Source organism: Bradyrhizobium sp. 138, from assembly GCF_023074075.1.
Lineage (GTDB): Bacteria > Pseudomonadota > Alphaproteobacteria > Rhizobiales > Xanthobacteraceae > Bradyrhizobium.
Genome location: NZ_JADPKT010000015.1, coordinates 15,360 through 38,297 on the forward strand (window position 1 = coordinate 15,360; position 22,938 = coordinate 38,297).

A 22,938-nucleotide genomic window follows, 5' to 3' on the forward strand; every position below is an offset into this window, starting at 1 on the left:
TGCGCGTTCCGCAGACGACGAATACAGAAAGCCAACTGCCTTGGTGAAGCGCCTCCCGCCCTCCTCGTCATGCGGCTGGCTCCTGGCGAACGAAGACGGTTTCGACATATTCACGCGATAAGCCCGCAGGGGGATTGAATCGTACGTAGCGTCAGATTGTAGAATGCACAGCTAGGGAGCACCAATGTTCGGTCACTTCCGAATTCCTGTGCTAAAGCGGAGCAGGCCGGTCGCTTTGCGATGAGACATTTTCTGCCAAAGCGGCTGAGGATCGCGCTCACTGCGAAGAACGCGGTTTCTGTCCTGTCCACGCAGATCGCCGGCCTGTATGAAGACAAGATCGCCCACATGTAAGAAGGACCAATCCAGCCTTGGAGGCTTCGAAATACGTTTGCGGGCACTGAGTGCCCAACCAGCCGCAGCGAGATTGATGCGCTATCCCGGAGCGGACCTGTGAGAGGACCCGATGGATCCAACAGAGTCTTGCTCGTCGATCACTGTGAGGGCCAATGCCGGGCCATTGTTGGCTTCAAGAATGGCGATCCTGGAACGGCATATATGTGCGGCGAACCCGTTGTGATGGGACCTCGCCAAAAGCTGTCATCATGGTGCGCTTATCACCATTCCCGAATGCACGTCATGCCATGGTCGGACGGACGCACCGTCGTTGAAGGAAAGCAGATTAGATGACCAACAGTAATCCGAGACGAGCGCGCGCAATTGCTAGGCATGGGCAGCGCTCATCGCGGGAGCAAGAGAGCTGCCGATAGATCCGCGAGCTGGATCTGCGCGACGTGCAGGCCTGACGATTGCCCCAGGGCCGAACGCCGATCCAGGCAATGAGGCCCATCAAGACCTGATGAACGAGTATTGAGAAGCTCATGTGAGCGCCTTGGATCAGAAATGATGGGGAAGTTTATACCCGCGAGGGACTGAAGATTGATCTCGGCACCTTGATTGAAGGCAACACCGCGTTCGAAGCCGATAAGCCGGCGATCCATTTCGAGGGCGCGCCTCTAAAGCTTACGCTGCTTTCGGCGCATGCGAGCGGGTGGCACGTGGTTTAAAGGCCCGGGTCGACCTCTCCACGAGCAGCTCATCCGAATTCTTTCTGCCGAGGGGCGGCAAATCAAATGTGATAATTGAGGTAGAACGCAGTTGATCCGTCAGCTCAGGCTGCTGTCCGCAGAATGCTTGCTCAAGAACCGGGACTTTGCGCGGGCATCCATAAGAGAAGGGGCGCTCGGGGCCAGCAAACCGCCAGTTTCAATGGCAGCGGCACGTGCTCAAGGCGGCCTATTCACGCACATGCGGGCTTTGCCTAGTCATACTACGGCCGGCCCAAAGACATGCTTGCGAGCGCGGAAAACACCCCCGGCCGAACGGTCGCCGAACCGAGCACTCACCTCGTCCGCGCGCTAGGCGCACCATTGTTGTTGATTCCGTGACCACTCGCGTGGCAATGAACCGCCAGATGCTTTTCGCTACTGAATTCGTCATTCGGGGGCGCAGGGCACACTGATCGTCGCGATAAATCCCTTGAGGTCCCATATAGCACTGGCCTCATTCATGCAGCGCTTTTCTGTGAACTCAAACAGCACAGAGTTAATATGCGCGCCTTCACTTTTGTTTGCCAGATCACCAACTTGATTGTTCAGAAATGGATCGGTGATCATAAGTAGTGCGCGACAGAGAACGAATTTCAATGCTTTGTGCCCGGCTTGCTTGTGGTTGTACTGGATGGACAGCAAGACTGGAAAACTCTTAGGCGAGGATACGAAATGAGGGAAACTCGCTGGCTCAACGCGCGAGTTCACCACGCAGGGACTGTGGAACGCTTCTCGGCCAAACTGGTCTGCTTACCTCCCATCGGCGCCACAATTTCATTAGTCGCACCCGCGCAATAGAGAAACGCCTGACGGGCCGAACGAAATCTTCCGGACTACAAACTTTCGTATAGCCCTTCAAAACCCTTTCGATGTGGAAGGTTACCTCCGTACAGTTGAGCGATTGATGCAATGCCTATACAGAGTCCAGAACTCGGCAGTTCGAGAGCGCGACGCTTCCGCATTCGAAGAGGCCAGACGCGATCGACGTCGTCGATCGGGGACCGACATTAGCCTGCGCAGAGCAACGATTTGTCAAACCAAGAGAGCAAGCGGCGGGTCGCGCTAATCACCGGCGTGACTGGACAGGACGGCGCCTATCTCGCCGAACATCTGCTGTCGCTCGGGTATGTCGTGCACGGCATCAAGCGGCGCTCGTCCTCGTTCAACACTGCGCGGGTCGACCATCTCTACCAGGACCCGCATCTCGGGGACGTGCCGTTCCTGATGCACTACGGCGACATGACGGACTCGACCAATCTGATCCGCCTGGTGCAGCAGATCCGGCCGACCGAGATCTACAATCTCGCAGCCCAGAGCCACGTCGCCGTCAGTTTCGAGAGCCCCGAATACACCGCCAATGCCGATGGGATCGGCGTACTGCGGCTGCTCGAGGCGATCCGCATCCTCGGCATGGAGAAGGAGACGCGGTTCTACCAGGCCTCGACCTCCGAGCTCTATGGCCTCGTGCAGGAGACCCCGCAGAAGGAGACCACGCCGTTCTATCCGCGCTCGCCCTATGGCGTCGCGAAGCTCTACGGCTACTGGATCACGGTGAACTACCGCGAAGCCTATGGCATGTTCGCATCCAACGGCATTCTCTTCAATCACGAGAGCCCGATCCGCGGCGAGACCTTCGTCACCCGCAAGATCACGCGCGGCGTCGCGCGTATCGAGGTCGGGCTCGAACAGACGCTCTATCTCGGCAATCTCTCGGCCAAGCGCGACTGGGGCCATGCCAGGGATTATGTCGAGGGCATGCATAAGATCCTCCAGGCGGACAAGGCCGACGATTTCGTGCTGGCGACCGGTGAGACGCGCTCGGTGCGCGAGATGGTCGAGCTGTCCTTTGCGCAAGTTGGCCGCCGCATCGAATGGCGCGGCGAGGGCGTCGACGAGACGGGCGTCGATGCCAAGAGCGGCAAGACCGTGGTGCGGATCGATCCGAGCTACTTCCGTCCGACCGAAGTCGATCTCCTCGTCGGCGACGCCAGCAAGGCGCAACAGGTGCTCGGCTGGAAGCCGAAGCGCACCTTTGTCCAGCTCGTCGAGGAGATGATGGCAAGCGATCTGGCGGAAGCAAAACGGGAGGCGGCCCATGGCAAACGCACCGTTTGAGCTGAAGGGCAAAAGCGTCTACGTCGCAGGTCATCGCGGCATGGTCGGCAGCGCGCTGATGCGCCGGCTCGCGCGGGAGGACGTGCAACTCGTCACGGTCGACAGGCGCGAGGTCGATCTCTGCAGCCAGGCCGCCGTGTTCGACTGGTTCGCGAAAACGCGGCCGCAAGTGATCTTCCTCGCCGCCGCTAAAGTCGGCGGCATCGTCGCAAACGACACGCTGCGTGCCGAGTTCATCTACGACAACATCGCGATCGCCGCGAACGTGATCCAGGCCGCGCATAAAAATGGCGCCGAGAAGCTGATGTTTTTGGGCTCGTCCTGCATCTATCCGAAGCAGGCCGCCCAGCCGCTGCGCGAGGATTCCGTACTGACCGGCCCGCTGGAGCCGACCAACGAGCCTTATGCCATTGCAAAAATCGCCGGCATCAAGATGGCCGAGGCCTATCGCAGCCAGTACGGTAGCGACTTCATCAGCGTGATGCCAACTAATCTCTATGGTCCCGGCGACAATTATCATCCCGAACTGAGCCATGTCGTTGCCGCGCTGATCCGCCGCTTCCACGAGGCGAAGGTCGCGGGCGCAAGGAGCGTCGCCGTGTGGGGCACCGGCACGCCGCGGCGCGAGTTCCTCTACGTCGACGACATGGCGGATGCCTGCGTCCACCTGATGAAAAGCTATTCGAGCGCGGATCCGATCAATATCGGCACCGGCGAGGACATCACCATCGCCGAGTTCGCCCGCGTGGTCGCCGAGGTCGTCGGCTACAACGGTGAGATCGCCTTCGACACCTCGCGCCCCGACGGCACGCCGCGCAAGCTGCTCGACGTTAGCCGTCTCGCAAGCCTCGGCTGGCGCGCGAGGACATGGCTTGCAGATGGAATGCGGCAGACCTACCAGGCCTTCTTGGCGGTATCGAGTACATCGGACAAAACGAGAGACTCATGCAGCTGATAACTGCTGACGGCGCTCATTGGGCGATTGCCAGAAAGTTGCTTTAGGATCTTCCGGCGAATTCGACAGGGCTCCACGTGTTGCTTGGAGCTCGCGCACCTCCGGGCGCCGCGTGCCCGATGAAGGGCAGGCACGGCTAGACTGGCCGATAACTATAGCGAGCGAATTGGTCAGGCGCGCCTTGCGGGACGCTCTGTTTTGAACTTGAGGTAAACTGATTAAATGTGCGGAATTGTCGGCATCTTGGGGCGCGGTCCTGTCGCGGATCGTCTCATCGATTCACTGAAGCGACTGGAATATCGCGGCTATGACTCAGCGGGCATCGGGACGCTCAAAGGAAACCATATCGAGCTTCGACGCGCCGAGGGCAAGCTGAGGAACCTTGAGACACGCGTTCGCTGCCATCCGCTCTCAGGCCATATCGGGATTGGGCACACGCGCTGGGCTACTCATGGCAAGCCGACGGAGCACAATGCTCATCCGCATGCAACGGACAATGTTGCAGTCGTCCATAACGGCATAATCGAGAATTTCCGCGAGCTGCGAGCGGAGCTAAAACAGCATGGCGCCTGTTTCGCCTCTGAAACAGACACCGAGGTGGTGCCGCACCTCATTGACTTTTATCTGAAAGATGGCTGCTCGCCGCAGGAGGCAGTAAAAGCGTCGCTACCGCGGCTAGTCGGCGCGTTTGCGCTTGCAATCCTGTTCAAGGGTCAACACGACCTCATGATCGGTGCGCGCAAGGGCTCACCACTCGCGATCGGGCATGGCGAAGGCGAAATGTATCTCGGATCGGATGCTATCGCGCTCGCGCACCTTACCGGCTTGATCACCTACCTTGAGGACGGCGATTGGGCTGTGCTCAACCGCAACTTCAGCGTGGTCTACGACGCACAAGGCACAGTTGTCCGCCGGCAGGTGATGAAATCTGCCGCGTCGTCGGTTGTCGTCGACAAAGCAAACTACCGCCACTTCATGGCGAAGGAAATCCACGAACAGCCAGAGGTGATCGGGCAGACGCTGGCGCATTATGTCGATGTCGCCAGCCAGAGCGTGGCACTGCCGCAGGAGCTTCCGTTCGACTTCAACGAAATCGGACATATCTCGATCACGGCTTGCGGTACGGCAGGCTACGCCGGCCATATCGGCAAATACTGGTTCGAGCGGCTGGCTCGTATTCCGGTCGAGCTCGATGTCGCCTCCGAATTTCGCTATCGTGAGGCGCCGATGCGCAAGGGAGATCTTGCTATCTTCATCTCGCAGTCCGGCGAGACGGCCGATACGCTGGCCGCGCTCCGCTATGCCAAATCGCAAGGCCTGCATACCCTCTCGATCGTGAACGTACTGAGTTCGACCATTGCGCGCGAAAGCGGGACAGTGCTGCAGACACTCGCCGGACCTGAAATCGGCGTTGCCTCGACCAAGGCGTTCACATGCCAGCTCGTCGTCCTGGCGGCGCTTGCTGTCGCTGCTGGCAAGGCGCGCGGTGAATTGCCGGAGAGCGACGAGGTCGATCTCGTGCGAGCGCTGATCGCAATTCCGCGGCTCGTTACAGCGGCGCTTGCCAGCGAGCCGCAGATCGAGAAGCTCGCACGCGACATCGCCAAATCGCGTGACGTGCTATATCTTGGTCGCGGCACGTCGTTTCCACTGGCCCTGGAGGGGGCACTGAAGCTAAAGGAGATCTCCTATATCCACGCCGAGGGCTATGCGGCCGGAGAGCTCAAGCACGGGCCGATCGCCTTGATCGACGAGAGCGTTCCCGTAATCGTCATTGCTCCCTGCGACCGGGTGTTCGAAAAGACCATCTCGAACATGCAGGAGGTCGCCGCACGCGGCGGCAAGATTATCTTGATAACTGACGCTCGGGGAGCCGCAGAGGTATCCATGGATTCACTCGCGACGATTGTGCTGCCGGAGATGGGTACGACGTTTACGTCGATTGTCTATGCGATTCCGGTGCAGCTTCTGGCCTACCACACGGCCATCCTGATGGGCACGGACGTCGACCAACCCAGAAATCTCGCGAAATCCGTAACCGTCGAATAAGGCAAGGTGATGCGACCTGGCATTGTCGTGGTCACCGAATGCGCACAAGCCTCGGTCAGATCGAATTACGATGTGCCGCCCGGCTCCTGGCCCGATGCCACCGCATGGATTGTGCCGGTTCATAGCCCTTGCTTACGGAGGCTGAGACTCATGTGCAAATCTACGGCCAATCAGGTTGCGAGGCCGGCGTGGCGTTGCCTCCGGCAGGCAAGGAGTCGCGAAAAGCTTATCACGGCATTCCGATTGCTTGGACCTGGTCATAATTCGTGACAAACATCCAGGTTTTTCATACGGCGTGGAAGCCAGATGAACCTGACCGATTGATCCAAACGAATGCTCGTTATCGCTGAGGTGGCCCGCTATGTTTCTCCCCCTCAGCGCGGGTTTTGGACCGCATTTGGGACCGCAGCGGCCCTCGAAGTATGAGGCGCGCCTCGCTTCGAAGGACAACGTAGCACTTGCCGAGCATGGCAATCGGCGCTATCGGACGGGCTCGATCGCCAGCACGCTCACCAAACGTTTTCCGTCAAACCTCAGGTTAACTTGAGCAACTCGAGGCCAAATCGCTGGACGTCGGGGTGAGATGCTAACGCACCTCGGCCCCAATCGCAGGCTCGCGAGCTGGTCTAGCACGACATCTCACGGAGCTCTTGCCTGCCGCTCGAATGCCATGCATCTCGTCCTTCCTTTTCATTGCATGTTCGGTGCGCCCAATGAGCGAATTCGGCCACGCCACAGACAACAACCTTGTCACCGAGAATTGCCCGAGGTTTCAGTTGCTTGAGAGTCACTCCTGCCGTGCGAGCGGAATAACGCCCGAAAAACTGTGCGATTTTGCGGCAATTGCCGAAAATATGCCGGAAACGTCAGGCGCTTACAGGTTGGTCGATAGTGCCCTGATGGCAGATTCGCGGCCATGAAACTGCACTCGGCTGGCGTGAGATTTTCTCCGGAACCGGCCATTTCAAACCGAGAGGAAACTCGCCATGTCACCAGCGTCCATCGCGCATGCGTCAAATGCCAAATCGCGCATTGGCGCCATCTTACGTGCGACGAGCGGCAACTTCCTCGAGCAGTTCGACTTCTTCTTGTTCGGGTTCTACGCCAGTGCCATCGGAAACGCGTTCTTTCCATCAGGAAGCGAAACCGCTTCACTGCTTAACACCTTCGGTGTGTTCTGGTTGGGGGCCTTGATGCGACCGGTTGGCGCGATTGTGCTTGGAGCCTATATTGACCAGATTGGCCGTCGGCAAGGCCTGATCATCACGCTTTCGATCATGGCTGTTGGCACCGTCATCATCGCCTTTTGTCCCGGCTATGCAACAATCGGCATTGCCGCACCCGCGATCGTGCTGTTCGGACGTTTGTTGCAGGGCTTTTCTGCCGGCGTTGAGGTTGGCGGCGTTTCCGTCTACCTCTCCGAGATTGCCACTCCGGGCAACCGCGGCTTTTACACATCGTTTCAGTCCTCGAGCCAGCAGGTTGCGATCTTTGTCGCGGCTCTTATCGGGTATTTTTTGAGCGAAGCACTTCCGGCCGAAATGGTTGCGGCCTGGGGCTGGCGGATCCCATTCTTCCTTGGCTGCTTGATCGTTCCGCTTATCTTCTTCCTGCGCCGGACGCTGGAGGAAACTCCGGAGTTTCTGGTCATGAAGACCCACCCAACGGCCCGCGAGGTCTTTGCCTCCACAGTTGCGAACTGGCGCATTGTCATTCTCGGCATGATGATCGCGATGCTGACGACCACGACCTTCTATTTCGTCACAGTGTACACGCCTACCTTCGGAAAGCACGTATTGCAGCTGTCCTCGCAGAACACGCTCTTGGTGACGCTTTTGGTCGCCGTGACGAACTTCATCTGGAACCCAATTGGCGGCGCGATTTCTGACAGAATCGGTCGGAAGCCGGTCTTGCTGACCATTGCCGGCCTTGCCCTGGTGACTGTATATCCGGCGTTGTCTTGGCTTGTGACCGACCCAAGCTTTGGCAAGATGCTGGTAGTGGAGATGATGTTCTCGTTCTACTTTGGCACCTACAGCGGCGCCATGTTGGGCGCTTTGGTCGAAATCGTGCCGAAGCACGTTCGCACAACCTGCTTTTCTTTGGCCTTCGCACTCGCCGCAGCTCTCTTTGGCACCTTTACGCCGCTCGCATCGACTTGGCTGATCGATCGGACCGACGACAAGGCTTCGCCGGGTTTCTGGTTGATGTTTGCAGCTTTGCTCGGCATTATCGCCGCGCTCACGATTTATCCAGGAAACACCAAGAGAGTTGCGAAGCTGTCGCGATCCGAGCGGTCTAACCGGGCCGTAAGCGCGCAATTTACCACGCATTAGCAGCGCGCTCACGGGGGGACCTTCACGTCCAAGACTGAACTGAACGGGGTGCGTGGCGGTCCTCGCGGTGGTCCACGTGCCACTCTGCGGGTCACGGTTCTTCATATGCGAGTCGAGCAGTATCGGGACGAGCCGTGGCTTATGTTGACGGGAATGGCTGAGCACTATCGCCACGCTCGATTCGTTCTGTGGTCGAGCGGCGCGATGATAATGCTCGCACTTTGCGGTTACGTGAAACACGGCAGAGCTCGCGCGAGGGAGATACATCCCTCGCGCGAGCTTCACGTGCGCTGCCAAGCAAACTTAACGGGCACGTCTTGAGGTTGCATGAATTCCCCAGTGGACCGGTGTATCGCAGCTCGCAAACCTCAGCGAGCGGTCGAAAAGCTTTCAATCGTGCCTAGTGACCGACCGACGGGCCCATGCATGACCACGACCCGGGCCATCTCTGGCTCCGCTCGATCAGCCGCGACTTCACGCACCGCTAGTTTGCGCGGATGAGGTACCACGCGCAAGCTGTGCGAGCTCCGTCTCGAGCGTAGGGTTGCGCTTGAACATGGCGTCGATCAACGCTTGGGCCGGCTGCTCGGTCGCTTCCACCCACGTCGCCTTCTCCGCTCGTGCGGAGGGCGCGAAGACACGCTTGACGACGGTCGGCGACCCCCTCAGACCGCATTTGGCCATGTCATCCACGCCGGCAGTTTGAGCGCTCCATTTTACGATTGAGGCACGGGCTGCACGCAAGGCATCGATCATTGCACCGCGGCGAATTTGATTGCTTGCCTCTAACATGCTGATGAGACAAGGAAGCTTGGAACGCAGCACCTGGACTCCTCCTTCGCAGCGCCGTTCCGCATCGATCGTGCGTACTTTGAAGTCCAACGCTTTGATTGTGGAAACATAAGTAAGCTGCTGGACCCCGAGCCTCTTCGCAATGCCAGGTCCCACCTGCGCCGTATCGCCGTCGATAGTCTGCTTGCCGGTGAATATGACGTCTGGTGGGCCATATTCCTTCCCGATATTGCGAATCGCGCACGCCAGCGCGTAACTCGTCGCCAGCGTATCGGAGCCCGCGAAACTACGATCAGTGAGCAGGACAGCACGATCGGCACCAAATGTCAGCGCCTTTCGGAGAGATTCTTCGGCCGACGGCGGCCCCATTGTGAGAACAGTGATTTCGCCGCCGAACTTGTCTCGTAGCTCGAGCGCAGCTTCCAGTGCGAACAGATCATATGGGTTGATGATTGTCGGCACGCCCTGACGCATGATCGTATTCGTGACAGGATGCACGCGGATTTGTGCGGAGTCGGGGACCTGTTTGATGCAGACGATGCTGTGCATATGCTTCTCCTAAGATGTTGAGCAGGCTCCCCACGAATAGCAACTGTCATACCAGCCCAGGCATTTCGCCTATGAGAGACGAATGCAACGGCTGGCGACTGACGGTGAGACCGTTGGGGACTGCGACGGGCTGCGTAAAGCGGACGTGATCTCTCTGATCTGAGCTGCGCCATAAACGGCGCGGCCGCGATCTTGCGCTAGTTCGACACCTAATCATTTCTCATAGGGCGAATACATTGCAAGCGGACGATGACCAGCACCGGCTGACGCGAAGAGGGCTTACGCTTACCGGCATGGCCACCCCTAAGCAGAGCACATCGGTTTCGTATCCGCTTCATGGACCAGAGTACCGCCTCTTGCACGCTCTCCTACCGCGCCCGGGCGAGCGAGAGACACGCGAGCCTACTCTTTATTCAGAAGCGCTTGATCTCGATACCGTGCCTTCTCAAGGCATAGCCAATCTGGCGCGGCGTCAGTCCAAGCAAGCGCGCCGCCTTGGCCTGTACCCACCCGGACCTTTCCATCGCCGCGACTACGCGCTCGCGATCTGTGACCTTGGCGGCACCTATGCTAGGTCGGCCGGGTGGCTCTAGCGGCGTCAGTTCGGTACCGACCGGCTGATCGTGTGCCACAGGTTGTGTCGGCGGCATGCTCAGCCTTGTGGGAAGTGAGATTATCGGGCTCGGCTGTCGCGCCACTTGCTCCGGCCCGCACTTCCATAGCGTGGCCGACAGGCATTGCCCGTGCCAGCAGGCAAAATCGTCTCTTCCGATCGATGATCCGTGCGCCAGGGTCGCGGTCCGCTGCACACAGTTCTCCAGCTCGCGGACATTACCGGGAAATCCGCAATTCATAAGAACGTCAACCGCACTTGAATCGAAGACCAGAGCACGGCCGTTCTCATTGTTGAAGTTCTTCAAGAATCGAGCGGCGAGAAGCGGAATATCAGTGCGTCTATCGCGCAGCGGCGGCAGTAGCAGAGGAACCACGCTAATGCGATAATAGAGATCGGCACGAAACTCCTTCCTTGCCACCGCCTCTTCAAGATTCTTATTCGTGGCTGCAATCAAGCGGACGTCGACTTTGATCGTCTGATTGCCGCCCACCCGCTCAAACTCCTGCTCCTGAAGCACGCGCAGGAGTTTCGCCTGGAACGAGGCCGAAATCTCGCCAATCTCATCCAGAAACAACGTTCCCTTGTCGGCGAGTTCGAAGCGCCCCTTCCGCGCGTTGAATGCGCCCGTAAACGCCCCCTTCTCGTGACCGAACAATTCGGATTCCAGCACTGTCTCGGTGAGGGCTGCGCAATTCAGCTTGATAAACGGGCGTTTGGCGCGCGCTGAACGCTCGTGAATAGCCTTCGCGACCAGCTCTTTGCCGGTACCCGATTCGCCACGCAACAGAACGGTGCTATTCGATTTTGCGATCAGCTCGATCTTCTCAAGCATCGCTCGCAGCGCCGGACTGTCGCCGATAATTCCCGCGACTTGGACCTTCTTATGCTCCCGCTCATGAGGCTTGAGCTCGGACGACAGCTGCTTCTGCAGCCGGAACTCCTCGTCCAAAAGCCGCCCGCGATCGCGCACAAAGATGCAATGCAGCTTCGCCGTCTGGCCCAGAAGGCTTGCGACCATCGTCAGCAGGCGGAGGTCGTCGTCGAGCTGCGCATGCGTCCCGTTGTCTGCGATGCGGTCGATGCTCAGCGTACCCACAACTTTCTCGTCAATCTCTATGGGAACGCCGATGAACGCAACACACGTTTTACCGGCGGCGTCTAGCATCTCGACGTCCGAAGAACTGAAGATCGGCTGTAGCGCTACGTTCTCGACGATGAGCGGCCGCCCCGTCGCCACAATTTGATCAATTGCTCCTTGCGGCAAGCGCCCCCCGCAACGCGCGTCGCGCCCTGCGCTCCGGCCGTCGTCTACGATGATCTGGGGCACCCCGTCATGTTCGAACAAACATACGATGCCGCGCCGCATCTGCACGAGCGATGGCAGACGCTCGATGACGCTCGCCAGCTTGGCTTCGAGCCGGCATAGGCCGGTGAGCGTGTGCGCTATTTCAAAGATCGTGCTTAGCGATTTCTCTTGCGACGGCAGAACAGAAGCGGAAGGGCCCGCAGAAGCGGAAGGGCCCGCGTCGGAGGTTGAGTTTGGTCTTTCGCGCAGGGAAACGCTGTCCAGCATAGTGACTTCTCCGTTCTTTTCTTGATCCTCCCCATCACCTCGATCGGACTTGTTAGACTCGTGTTGCATGCCTGCCTCGATCTGACATCCAGTTCTCAGGGCGCGGGCGAGAGATGACGCCTCTTCATGGCACGCCGGCAGCACTTACAGGGATTAGATTTTCCGCTTTATTCTTTCCAACTCGCTTCGCGGATTCGCCCCGACCAACATGGCTTCCATCGATGAAGCTCAGTTAGCCGGGTTCGCCAGGGACGGATTCACTCACAAGTGTTGCCCGCCATTGATCGGCACTTCGGCGCCAGTGACATAACTCGCCGCATCTGAACATAGGAAGAAAATGACCTTGGCGACCTCTTCGGGTGTACCCACCCGGCGTAGTGGGATCTTTGGCACAAGATACGCTTCCGTGTCAGGCGACAAAATGTCCGTCTTGATTTCGCCGGGCGCGATCGCATTGACGCGAATGCCATGTGAGGCGTAATCGTGCGCCATTTCGCGCGTAAGACAAGCGAGCGCAGCTTTCGACGTGGCATATGCCGTGCCTGCAAATGGATGCACCCGCGCTCCGGCGATCGAAGTCACATTGACGATCGAGCCTGAAGCCGCTTTTAGCTCATCGAACAGACCCTGAGCGAGCAGGATGGGCGCCACCAGATTGAGGTGGAACACGCTCATCCAGGTATCGACTGAGGTCGCCAGCGACGTAAGCCGGGCACCGTTTGGCGTTTTTGGTGAGTTTCCGGCATTGTTTATCAGTCCCTGCAGCGGTGCGCCGGCAAGGCGCTCCTTTATCTGGGCAATCACGCGCGGTAGCGTCCGATGATCGCTCAGGTCGACTTCGATATAGCTATCCCCCTCTGAGTCCCATGGGCAGCGCACCGCGTCGAATGGTTGGCGCGCGCAAGAAATGATGCGCCAACCGGCTTCCGAAAACAATCTTCCGGTGGCGCGACCGATACCGCGCGATGCCCCGGTCAATACCAGCGTTTTCCGCTCACGCAGCGGACAGCCCCCTCCATCGGCGTGAATTAGACCGCGAGCGTCCGTTTCCGACGATTGAGCTGTGACCGCATTGTCATCTGGTAGACCTAGATTCACACGCGACTCCCCTCCGCTCCCCCTCGCCTGTACACCTGGTGCAGGATCCGGGCCAGAGCGATGCAGGGCCCAGGTGGCGCGCTTGTAGGACGCAAATGGCAGGTTCCGAACATCTGGCCTGTTTGCTTTTCGACACAAGCAACGCAGCAATGGCTGTCGTCGAGCTCCCGTGTGCTGCCCATTGCGTGCGCTAAGCCTTCGAGCCGAGAGGCTGGTGTTTCCAGCGCGAGCTGACTGCCTCGTCCTCCATGAGTGGTCTGTGGGTCATGCGGGCTGGACGAGATAGGTTAGCTGCCTTTGGCGGAGATCAGGATTTAATGGCCAGTTCGTCCAAGTTGCTGTCGGCCATGGTACGCGCATGCGGCGCTTGAGCAATATCGATGGGCCGCCGGCCGCGCGGTTCATCACACGTCCGGCCGAAAGGACTCTGAGAGCGGCGCATGAACAAGGCCGTCGTTCAGAAAACGAGCTGACCGCAAAAGGGTTGCCCAGCAAAGGCGATCCATCTACCGGACGCGCCTCCTTGCTGCTGGGACATTCTGACGTGACTGTCTGTTACGTCAGATTTCCCCGGACCGCCATTGCCCTGCTTTTCACCGTCTGGCCAGCGATGGCGGATTTGGCTGGTGGATGACAGAACCATAACCTTTCCGCGCGGCTCGACTTACACAGGAGGGCCCGAAGCATTGCGGGGCAAGGCCGCCGGCGCCCGCGGGCATTGGCCTTACGCTTCGCAGGTGTTCGCCCTCCCACCGCACCGCATTCGTGGTGGTGCGCCGGTCAGCCGCCGCTTGCGGGACGGAAGTCGCCATCCACCGATCCTGCGAGACGTTGCGAAACGCGATGGTGTCGAAGCCAGCAGTATGGAGACCGATGATCTAGCCCTCCATTGCTCAGGCTCACATTCTGGCGCTTCATGAAGCCGCGAAATGCTCGTATGGGTTATCGATCATGGTCAAGTGCTCCGGCTTGCTCTGGTCGAATTCAATAATCCGTGGCACGAGCAGACGGGCATAGCGCGTGAAGGCGCTGGTGGGGGGAAAGCGGATCACTGTAGCGCATCGCGCAAGAAGATACATGTCGATGAGAGCGGAAGCTCCACCTTCAATTCCCATTTCCGCACTATGCAACGGCCCTGCCCGATCGGCCTGGAACCGTTTTGGTACGGCGAAGACATCGGGAAACAGACCCGATAGTCGATCGAGCACCTGTGCACTGTCCGTGCACAGGAAGACCTTTACAGGCTTTGGATATGGCAAAGCCTTGGCTTTACGGATTGCCATGCAGACCTGACGAAGGGCGAGCTCCGAATCGGCCCAGTACGGCGCATGCTCCATGATATCTTCGCCATTGCCATGCCGAACATGAACGCCAATGATGCTGTGGCCGTTAAAGTGTTCCTCATACAAGGCGTCGATCCGCGCTTGAATCTCAGACCTGAGCTTGATGTTCCGAAAGATCAGTCGTTCGGCTTCCTCGCCACAACGCCACATCAGGCAGGCGTCACAGACAATGGTGTTGGCTTCGTTATCTTCTCTTGCCTGGAACAGCTCGGTCAGTTCGTCACGTTCTTTGAAGATCTGCTCATCCGGACGATTGATGCAGTCGATCGATGGCCTATTCCACCACCGCGGGAAAAACGGTCCGGGAAACGAGAGCTGGTTGATCCGGTCATCGCAAATCACCGGGACCCCAGCGATGTCCTCAAGCGGCTCGAAGAACACCGGAAAGGCGTTGCTGAACGGTTGGTCGATGTAGCAGGAACCGCGCCAGTCAACGACGAGCGTCCGCCCGGTCCGCTGCGCGTACGACCAGGCTGACGCCAGCGACCAGAGGCAGTCACCAAAGCCGGTACGCCTGCGCGAAATAACAAAGCGTTCCTTCGTCAAGTTATCAAACCCTTCTCGTTGCGCAAGATTAGTTTTGTGTGGCGCACCTACTCTTGCGATTCCGATCCACGCCAATGGACGGCTGGTCACCTGGACGCAAGGCGATCAACCCGGAAGCCCTCCTCCACGGCACCGCGATTGGCAGGTCATGCAAGAGGCGTCCAAGGAGCCCTCTTCCGCATTGCCCACCTTTTACGACCGCGCAGTCTGTGACGGATGCAGCCGAATACGGCGCAGATCCCAGAGCCCGCGCAGTTCGTTCACGAGAGCTTCTCGCCTAGTCCTGTCAGAAGTGACCCTGGCGAGAAGATCGGCAAGAACAGCTTCCTTCTCAATTTGCATCAGCATGTCGAACAGGTCATGCGAGACGCGCACGCTGTCCTGGCTGGAGTGACCCATGCGGATCTCGCAGACTGTCTCCTGGTGTTCTCGGCCCGCATGAGCGCGAACCCGGTAAAGAGATACATGGGGCGGCAGTGATACGGCGAGTGCAGTCCAGCTTTCGAGCGTTGTTGCCCGCTTCTTGACGAGGAATGACCCGACTACAAGACCATCCAGCTCGGTCGATAAAAACGCCGTAATCGCATCGGCAACGGAATCTACGATCGGTTCGGCATTGTTGTTGAAGGACGTATTAAGCAGAATCGGGACGCCTGTCCGGCTCTTGAACGCATTGATGAGTTCCCAATAGGCGGCATTGTTCGTGCGGGAAACCGTCTGCAGCCGAGCCGTACCATCGATATGCGTGATCGCGCCTAGCAAAGCACGCTTGGATTCGCGCACGCGAACGACGAAATTCATGAAGGGATATTCTGCGCGACCATCCGGCAACTCAAAGAACGCGCCCGCATCCTCCTCCAGAACCGATGGCGCAAATGGTCGATAACTCTCGCGCTTCTTGACCATCGCATTGATCCGGTCCTTGTTCGCCGCGGGCCTCGGGTCGGCAAGAATACTGCGGTTGCCGAGCGCACGAGGGCCGAACTCCGATCGGCCCTGTACCCACCCGATCACGGCGCCATCAGCCATCCACTCGGCTGCTCTGGTTGCGACGTCAGAGGTCCGTTCAATCTCGAGGTGTCCGGCCCATCCCTTCAGTTCCTGTTCGATGCTGTCGTCGCTGCCGACATCTGGCCCCCAATAAACCGCCTGTAGTCGCTCGCGAGGCGCAGGCTGGCCGGCCTCGTTCGACACCATCAGTGCCGCGCCCAATGCGCATCCGGCGTCATGCGCAGCCGGCTGAACGAAGATGTCTTCGAACAGGCCTGAATACAGGAGTTTTCCGTTCAGCGTGCAGTTGTGAGCCACCCCGCCAGCCAGGCACAACCGTTTCATTCCAGTCGACTCACGGTAATGCCGAAGAATGTGAAACACGATCCGCTCCAGCGCCTCCTGCAACGATGCGCTCACATCTCGATGCTGTTGCGTGAACGGCATCCCCTTTCGCCGGACCTCAATATTGCGCAGCAATGCCGGACCGATACGGTCGAGGTGAACGCGGTAGCCACCGTTTGCGGAAAGCTCATAGAATTGGGAAAAGAGCTCGCGATAGCGTGCGGGATCTCCGTAAGGAGCCAGTCCCATAACCTTATACTCGTCGAACAGGCCGTAGCCGAGATATCGGATCGTCTCCAGATAGAACAGTCCGAGAGAGTTATTCTCTGGAAACGTCATAAGCTCGGTCATTTCGGTGCCCGACCCGACCGCCAACAGACCCGACAGGAAGTCGCCACAACCGTCGATCGCGAGGACCAGGCTTTCTTCAAAACCCGACATCGCCAGAGCGCTCACGGCGTGGGCCTGATGGTGGCCTACGAATGACACCCGCGAAGGATCAACTTGGGTACCGAACTCCGTGGCTAGAAGGTGCCGTAACAGCAGATTGGCATCTAGCGGAATTGAGATTTCCGGTTGTGAGATGAACAACCGTTCGAGCATCGCATTGCAATAGGCTTCAGTAGCGTAGAACGCAATACGATCGACGTCGCGAAGCTCCACACCCGCGGCTGCAAGACAGTATTCAATCGCACTGCTCGGGAGCTTGTTTGAATGTTTGATCCGGTTGAGGCGCTCCTCTTCCACGGCAGCGAGCACGCGCCCGTCCTTGACAAGTACCGCGGCGCCGTCGTGCAGAAACGTGTTCGGTAGTCCGAGGGGGTTTTCATAGACCCTGTCGAGGCCGCCACTCAATCCTAGACACAGCATTTTGTTCTCCGTTAATCCTGAGAGGCCTGTTGGCCTATTTCGTATCGCTTGCTTTGGGAGTAGGCCGCACGTTGCCGCGGGGCCGATCAGGCATCGCTAGCTGACGAGACGCCTATAAGCGTCGCACGCGATTGGAAGTTCGCTGCGCCCGATATCCCATCTCGCACACGCGATGCTTCGCTTTAGGTTTTGTTCCTCTCACCGCATCAGGCGCTGCCGAAGCAGCACGGCCGAGACCAGGAAGGGAAATGCTGCGTAGATGCAAAGTGCGCCCACATGTAATCCGACGCTGTCGACCGGTCGACCAAGCATTGCTGGACGAATGAGATCGACGGAATGAGTCAGCGGCAATAAGGCCGCGATGCGTTGAAATGAACCGGGCAACTGGCTCATTGGGAAGATGGTCCCGCTCAAATACATCATGGGCGTGAGAATGAGCGACTGGTAGAAGATGAAATAGTCGTGGCTTGGTGCAAGTGCTGAAACGACCATTGCGAGGCTCGCGAAAGTAACGCCAGTGAGGGCGATGGCTGGTAACGCATAGGGGATAGATGACCACTCTGCGTAACCCAGCGCGACGGCGACAATCGTGATCGCTGTCCCGGCGAGCAAGGCCTTGCTCGCTGCCCATGCCACTTCACCGAGAACAATGTCGCCGAGCGTAAGGGGCGTACAGAGCACTGCCTCCCACGTGCAATTTGTCTGCATGCGAGCGTAAGCCGCATAGATCGTTTCGAAGGTTGCGGAGACCATCGCGCTTGTAGCGACCATGCCAGCCGCCAGAAACGAGATGTATGAGGTCCCCTCAACACCACCTATGATCATTCCAAGGCCAAACCCGAGACCGAACAGAGAGCTCATCGGCTCGGCCAGATTCCCAAGAATCGATGCCAGAGCGACTTTCCGCCAGACCAAAAAATTGCGGCGCCATACCGCGATCCAGTTCCATGGATTAGCAGGGAGCGCCGGCGCAAAACGTTGCCACATCGTTCAGTCCTTTATCTCTCGCCCGGTTAGCCGCAAGAAGACATCCTCCAGATTTGGAGGACGCTGCAGAAAGCGGAGATCCGTGCGGTTGGCAAGCCGGAGGCGCACCTGCTCTGGATCCGTGACATAGCAGAAGAGCGTCTCCCCGCTCACCTCAGCGCGCTGCACTTGTGGTCTGACCAGCGGCAGCAGTTCATGCGGATTACCGCCGTAAATCTCGATTACTTGGCAGCCGATCTGCTGCTCGATCAGCGCGTGAGGCTGACCTTCGGCGATCTTACGGCCGTGCTCAAGCACGCACAGGCGGTCGCACAATCGCTCCGCCTCTTCCATGAAGTGGGTGGTGAGAAGGATCGTTTTGCCGCGCGCTAATAGCGAGCGCAAGCGTTCCCAGATCAGGTGACGGCCGTGCGGATCAAGGCCGGTCGTCGGCTCATCAAGCACCAAGAGCTGCGGGTCGTTAATGAGGGCCCGTGCCAACGTCAGGCGTCGCCTCATGCCGCCGGACAGTTCGGAGACGCGGGCATCCGCCTTGTTCTCCAGGCGCGCGAATTCGAGCAGTGACGGCGTGACCGCTTTCACCTCAGCCGCGCTCATGGCGAAGTAGCGCCCGAAAACGAGCAAGTTTTCGCGCACCGTGAGCTGAAGATCAAGGTTATCGAACTGTGGGACAACCCCGATCCCCCGGCGCGCCAAGCGCGCCCTTGCCGGCACTGGCTCGCCGAGCACGCATATCTTACCTGCGTCGGGCGATGCAACGCCCAGGATCAAACGCGCAAGCGTGCTTTTACCCGCGCCATTTGGTCCCAGCAGACCGAAGCACTCTCCCGGCGAGACCGTAAACGAAAGAGCGTCCACGACGACCCTGTCGTCATAGAACTTGCTCACCTGGAAAAGGTCGACTGCCGCGGTTGACATTTGCTTACGCTATCGCGACGGACGTTGTTCGCGCCGCTTCCTCGCTCCCGCGCTTTTTTGTCCAAAGCAGGCCGTCACACCATACGTGATCGACGCGTCCCCACTGGCACGCGGCGGCAGCATCCGGGAAAAAGCCGCGTCCATGCAGATTGGCGCTGGTATTGCAAAGCAGCGGAATGGCTGTGAGCTTCTCGTACTCGACGAGAAGCTCGGCCACTTTATGCTGAGAGGTTCTGGAAACGGTCTGTAGACGAGCAGATCCATCGAGATGCACGACGGCGGGAATTTTGTCTCGCCATTCCGGTCGCGTCTGGTGATCGAACAGCATGTACGGATCGGGTATTCCAGGGCTAAAAATCTCCGCCGCACGATCCTCCAGGCATATCGGCGCTACGGGCCTGAAATGCTCACGAAGTTTGATGTCGTTGAGATGATCTTTCATTCCTTCCCAGCTCGCAGCCGCGAGAATGCTTCTGCCACCCAAGGCTCGTGGTCCGAGCTCGGCCCGCCCGGCAAGGAAGACCACCGGCTTGTCGGAAGCGAGGATTGCCGCAAGTTCGCCCATAGTGCAGGGCGCGGCCTCCCATTCGGGCGGGACTTCGCTGGGACGCACCGCCGGTCCACTGTAGACCGACCATTCCAGAGCTCTAAAGCCTTGCTGTGCCGCCAGTCCAGAGCAAGCAGCACCAATGGCTGAGCCGCTGTCGTTCGGAAAGGGCGGCACCCACACGACATCGAACAGGCCGGTCGCACGAAATGCACTATTCCACTTAATATTCAGGCCACAGCCGCCGGCTATGCAGAGGTTACGCGCCCCCGCAAGATCCGAATGCCGCTCCACAACATCAGCAATGGTGCGAACCAGCAGACGCTCTAGAAAGACGTGAAATGACGCAAGGACGTCTTCGGCTTTCTTTTCCTTCAATCGCATTGCGCACGCATCGAAGAAGTCGTGCAGAGCTTCAAGTGGCGTTTGTGAGCTGTTGACCTTTTCAAGCTCAGGACAAGCGCGCTCAGCATCCGTGACGAAGTGCGCCTCATAAAGTTCCTGAAACGTCTTAATGCTGTTCTCGTCGGGCGATCCCAGCGCGATATAGGCCATCAGCTTGCCGGCAATACCGAGATCCCAGCTGGTCCGGTCTGCCCGCCTGTAAGGTCCAAAGTGATGTCCTGCCGTCGCATAGGCGTGACCTATCATCGGAAACAGGCACTCGATGAACCGGATGCCGTGGGGGTCGACATAGTAGAGGCGTGGAAACATGCAGCCGTCCCACACCAAGCAGAAAGCAGATTGTGCGGATTTGGCAAACGAGCTGGCGCAGTATGCGGATGCTACGTGCCCGGTGACATGGGGATAGCTTTGATAGGGATATAGCTTCCCATCAAGCATGAGGCCGATGCGATCGCGGGACGTCAGGGGGCTATCGCCTTGCCGTTCGACATACGGCGCGCCCTTGAGCTTGATGGTCGTCGTCCCACTAAGGACTTCAAACTGCGACTCGAACTCTCCATCCCAGCCATCAATCACGAACTGATCAACATCGCTCGGATCCAGCCCGTGCTCCGCCAAGGCACTAACAACGGCATCCAGGTTGTCAATGGTTTGATAACGCGGATTGTTGTTCAGCTTCTCCTGTTCGACACAAAACACCACCCGGCCGTCCTCGATCAGAGCGACTGCCCCGTCATGCGTCAACTTGATACCGCAGATACGCATAGTGGCTCCTTTCAAGCTCGGCCGTTAGGACGGATCGAAGATCGCTCCGGATTGCGGAAGCGGACCAACAAGCAGTCTTCGTCAGCCGACTGCCCCTGGCACTGCACGCGTTCGACCTCAATAAGCGCTTCAGTCAACATCGTGATGACTGTCTCGGCGCCAGCGACATGCCCCCATCGCCTGCAGGTGGCATCACGTGCAGATCCGAAGATCAGATGCCCACCTGGAGCAAGCATTTTCACCATCTTGTCGATTGCGGTACGCATCCGTCTCATGTCTTCGAGATAGTAGAGAACTTCGGCGACCACGATCAGATCGAACAGCTCTTCGGTCGAGAACTGCAGAATATCGGTCGCCGCCCAGCTGATATGCGACCACCTCTTGGTCCGCTGGACCGCTCGACCGATTGCTCGCGGCATAACATCGATGACGGTGAGCCGTCTGCAGTGAGGAGCAAGCTTCTCTGTGAATGCACCGGCCGCGCACCCGATCTCGAGGCCGGTTGAGACGGTGCCGTTCGACAGCGATAGCCGTAGCAATTGGGTGTGACGCTCACGTTCGAACGGATTGTCGTCAAGCCGCCACGGGTCATCGTTAGTCAGCTCCCGTTGCAACGATTGATATGTCTTGTCCACGCTCACCACTCAATCCCCAACAAAGCTGTCAGTCAGTCTCGGCCGCAATGCTATCAGACGTGATCAGCTGCGAGGGAGCGCGCGAAAGTCCTGCCCCGCGAATTGAGCCAGGCGTTTCCGATGCCGGGTTAAGGCTTGGTCCAGTTGTGGCGTCTTCGATCGAGGCCTTCGATTCGTCAACGTGTGATGATTTCGCTACTTTGCGCGAGAGCCAGTCGCTGTTGCTCAAGGTACAGAGCGCATAGGCTTTCATCGGGAGCAGGAGGAAGATGTTGATCGGGGTGTGCAGCGAGAAGCCGATGAATCGAAGCTCGCCGGCACGAAGGGCCGCCACGCTGCATCGAATCATGGTCATCCCGACGATGGTCAGACCGGTCCACCAGGGCACGGTGCCGGTGAGCGCGAGCTGAGCGAGCGCGGCAATCGATGAGATGGCGAGCAGCAGCGGCCCGAGGTTCTGTCCCAGCACGTCGAGCGTAAGGTACCGGTCCAGGCCGGGCAACAGGTGCAAACCCAGCAGCGTGTCGCGGTAAGTGCTCCGCGCCCAGCGGAGCTGTTGCCGAAGATACGGCAAGAGCCTGTCCGGGACCACCGTGGCGGCGATGGCGTCCGGAACGTACTCGGTTCGAAACCCTGCCTTGAGCATGAGGATCGTCAGATGGCGGTCCTCACCGAAGTCGCTCGGCTTTCCCCGGAAGAACTGCGTCTCGTACTGGTCCAGCAGCGACAGCAGCGCGGAGCGGCGGTACATGGCACACGGCCCGCAGCAGCACATGACGGCACCAAAGCGCGTCTGCGCCGCGCGCTCCTCGTTGCAAGCCAACCAGTACTCCATGTCGATCAATCGGGTCAGCCAGCTGTCGTTCCGGTTGCTGGCCGTCAATTGCCCCATGGCCGCGCCGACGGCCGGATCCTGCATCTTGCGTACGAGCTTGCTGACCACGTCGCTGGCGAGTTCCGTGTCGGAATCGACATTGAGCACGAGATCGCCGAACGACCGGCGTATCGCTGCGATCTGCGCCTTGCGCTTTCCAACGTTGCTTGGCAGCAGAATGACGTTGAACCTCGGGTCATATGCATAGCTCCCATGGACCGGGGCCACTGCAGCCACATTTGCAGAGCCGTCATCGACCACATAGACCTGCAATCGCCCTGGGTAGTCCTGGCTTGCGAGAGACTTCAGGCAGGCCGCCAGCGTGCGCGGGTCCTCGTTGAAGCAGGGCACGATGACATCCACGCTGGGCAGAGCACCGGTGTCGACCGGGTCGTACGGCGGCAGTGAGGCGTCGGTTCGCAGCGCATAAAGCGCCTGCGCGCTCTTATGGACGCTGGAGAGCAACGCGTAGGAGGCAACAGCAACGGTGCTGATGGTGGCAAGCAGGGTCATGGGAATTG

General features: G+C 58.8%; 15 protein-coding genes. 4 read left to right on the forward strand and 11 right to left on the reverse strand.

What is annotated here, in order from left to right:
• Nucleotides 1-1,496: 1,496 nt before the first annotated feature.
• Nucleotides 1,497-1,751, reverse strand: coding sequence for a hypothetical protein (locus tag IVA79_RS08585; protein WP_247551855.1), 255 nt, complete (start codon nt 1,749-1,751; stop codon nt 1,497-1,499).
• A 387-nt stretch (nt 1,752-2,138) separates the two neighbouring features.
• Here IVA79_RS08585 and gmd point away from each other — a divergent pair, with 387 nt between their 5' ends.
• The 4 genes from gmd (at nt 2,139) to IVA79_RS08605 (ending at nt 8,564) form a co-directional block, all read left to right on the forward strand.
• Entirely contained in the window at nt 2,139-3,224 is a 1,086-nt protein-coding gene (gene gmd / locus IVA79_RS08590; RefSeq protein WP_247551857.1) for a GDP-mannose 4,6-dehydratase, read from the forward strand.
• Nucleotides 3,205-4,179 carry a GDP-L-fucose synthase gene (locus IVA79_RS08595; protein WP_276577468.1) on the forward strand — a complete coding sequence of 325 codons (975 nt, stop codon included), beginning with the start codon at nt 3,205-3,207 and terminating at the stop codon, nt 4,177-4,179. The genes gmd and IVA79_RS08595 overlap by 20 nt, the downstream gene beginning before the upstream one ends.
• A gap of 222 nt (nt 4,180-4,401) precedes the next feature.
• Nucleotides 4,402-6,228: a glutamine--fructose-6-phosphate transaminase (isomerizing) gene (glmS, locus tag IVA79_RS08600; protein ID WP_247551859.1), complete on the forward strand. Its 1,827-nt coding sequence runs from the start codon at nt 4,402-4,404 to the stop codon at nt 6,226-6,228.
• A 986-nt stretch (nt 6,229-7,214) separates the two neighbouring features.
• Nucleotides 7,215-8,564, forward strand: coding sequence for an MFS transporter (locus tag IVA79_RS08605; RefSeq protein WP_247551861.1), 1,350 nt, complete (start codon nt 7,215-7,217; stop codon nt 8,562-8,564).
• A 474-nt stretch (nt 8,565-9,038) separates the two neighbouring features.
• On the opposite strand, the gene IVA79_RS08610 is transcribed toward IVA79_RS08605, so the two are convergent.
• The 10 genes from IVA79_RS08610 to nodC all read right to left on the reverse strand — a co-directional run bounded on the left by IVA79_RS08610 (nt 9,039) and on the right by nodC (nt 22,930).
• On the reverse strand, nt 9,039-9,905 hold the full coding sequence (locus IVA79_RS08610; protein ID WP_247551863.1) for an electron transfer flavoprotein subunit beta/FixA family protein: 867 nt from the start codon (nt 9,903-9,905) through the stop codon (nt 9,039-9,041).
• 413 nt (nt 9,906-10,318) lie between these two features.
• A complete protein-coding gene (gene nifA / locus IVA79_RS08615; RefSeq protein ID WP_247551865.1) occupies nt 10,319-12,163 on the reverse strand; it encodes a nif-specific transcriptional activator NifA in 1,845 nt (614 codons plus the stop codon).
• A gap of 192 nt (nt 12,164-12,355) precedes the next feature.
• Nucleotides 12,356-13,123 carry an SDR family oxidoreductase gene (locus IVA79_RS08620; protein ID WP_247551938.1) on the reverse strand — a complete coding sequence of 256 codons (768 nt, stop codon included), beginning with the start codon at nt 13,121-13,123 and terminating at the stop codon, nt 12,356-12,358.
• Between the two features lie 983 nt (nt 13,124-14,106).
• Complete coding sequence (locus IVA79_RS08625; RefSeq protein WP_247551867.1) at nt 14,107-15,081, reverse strand: nodulation protein NodZ; 975 nt, start codon at nt 15,079-15,081, stop codon at nt 14,107-14,109.
• Between the two features lie 192 nt (nt 15,082-15,273).
• A complete protein-coding gene (locus IVA79_RS08630; RefSeq protein WP_247551869.1) occupies nt 15,274-17,286 on the reverse strand; it encodes a carbamoyltransferase in 2,013 nt (670 codons plus the stop codon).
• Nucleotides 17,287-17,484: 198 nt separating this feature from the next.
• Nucleotides 17,485-18,273 carry an ABC transporter permease gene (locus IVA79_RS08635; protein WP_247311328.1) on the reverse strand — a complete coding sequence of 263 codons (789 nt, stop codon included), beginning with the start codon at nt 18,271-18,273 and terminating at the stop codon, nt 17,485-17,487.
• Nucleotides 18,274-18,276: 3 nt separating this feature from the next.
• Nucleotides 18,277-19,191 carry a nodulation factor ABC transporter ATP-binding protein NodI gene (gene nodI / locus IVA79_RS08640; protein WP_247333172.1) on the reverse strand — a complete coding sequence of 305 codons (915 nt, stop codon included), beginning with the start codon at nt 19,189-19,191 and terminating at the stop codon, nt 18,277-18,279.
• Nucleotides 19,192-19,195: 4 nt separating this feature from the next.
• Nucleotides 19,196-20,908: a nodulation protein NodU gene (gene nodU, locus IVA79_RS08645; RefSeq protein WP_247551871.1), complete on the reverse strand. Its 1,713-nt coding sequence runs from the start codon at nt 20,906-20,908 to the stop codon at nt 19,196-19,198.
• A gap of 11 nt (nt 20,909-20,919) precedes the next feature.
• Nucleotides 20,920-21,549, reverse strand: coding sequence for a nodulation methyltransferase NodS (nodS, locus tag IVA79_RS08650; RefSeq protein ID WP_247551873.1), 630 nt, complete (start codon nt 21,547-21,549; stop codon nt 20,920-20,922).
• 22 nt (nt 21,550-21,571) lie between these two features.
• Complete coding sequence (gene nodC / locus IVA79_RS08655) at nt 21,572-22,930, reverse strand: chitooligosaccharide synthase NodC (RefSeq protein WP_247551876.1); 1,359 nt, start codon at nt 22,928-22,930, stop codon at nt 21,572-21,574.
• Nucleotides 22,931-22,938 lie beyond the last annotated feature (8 nt).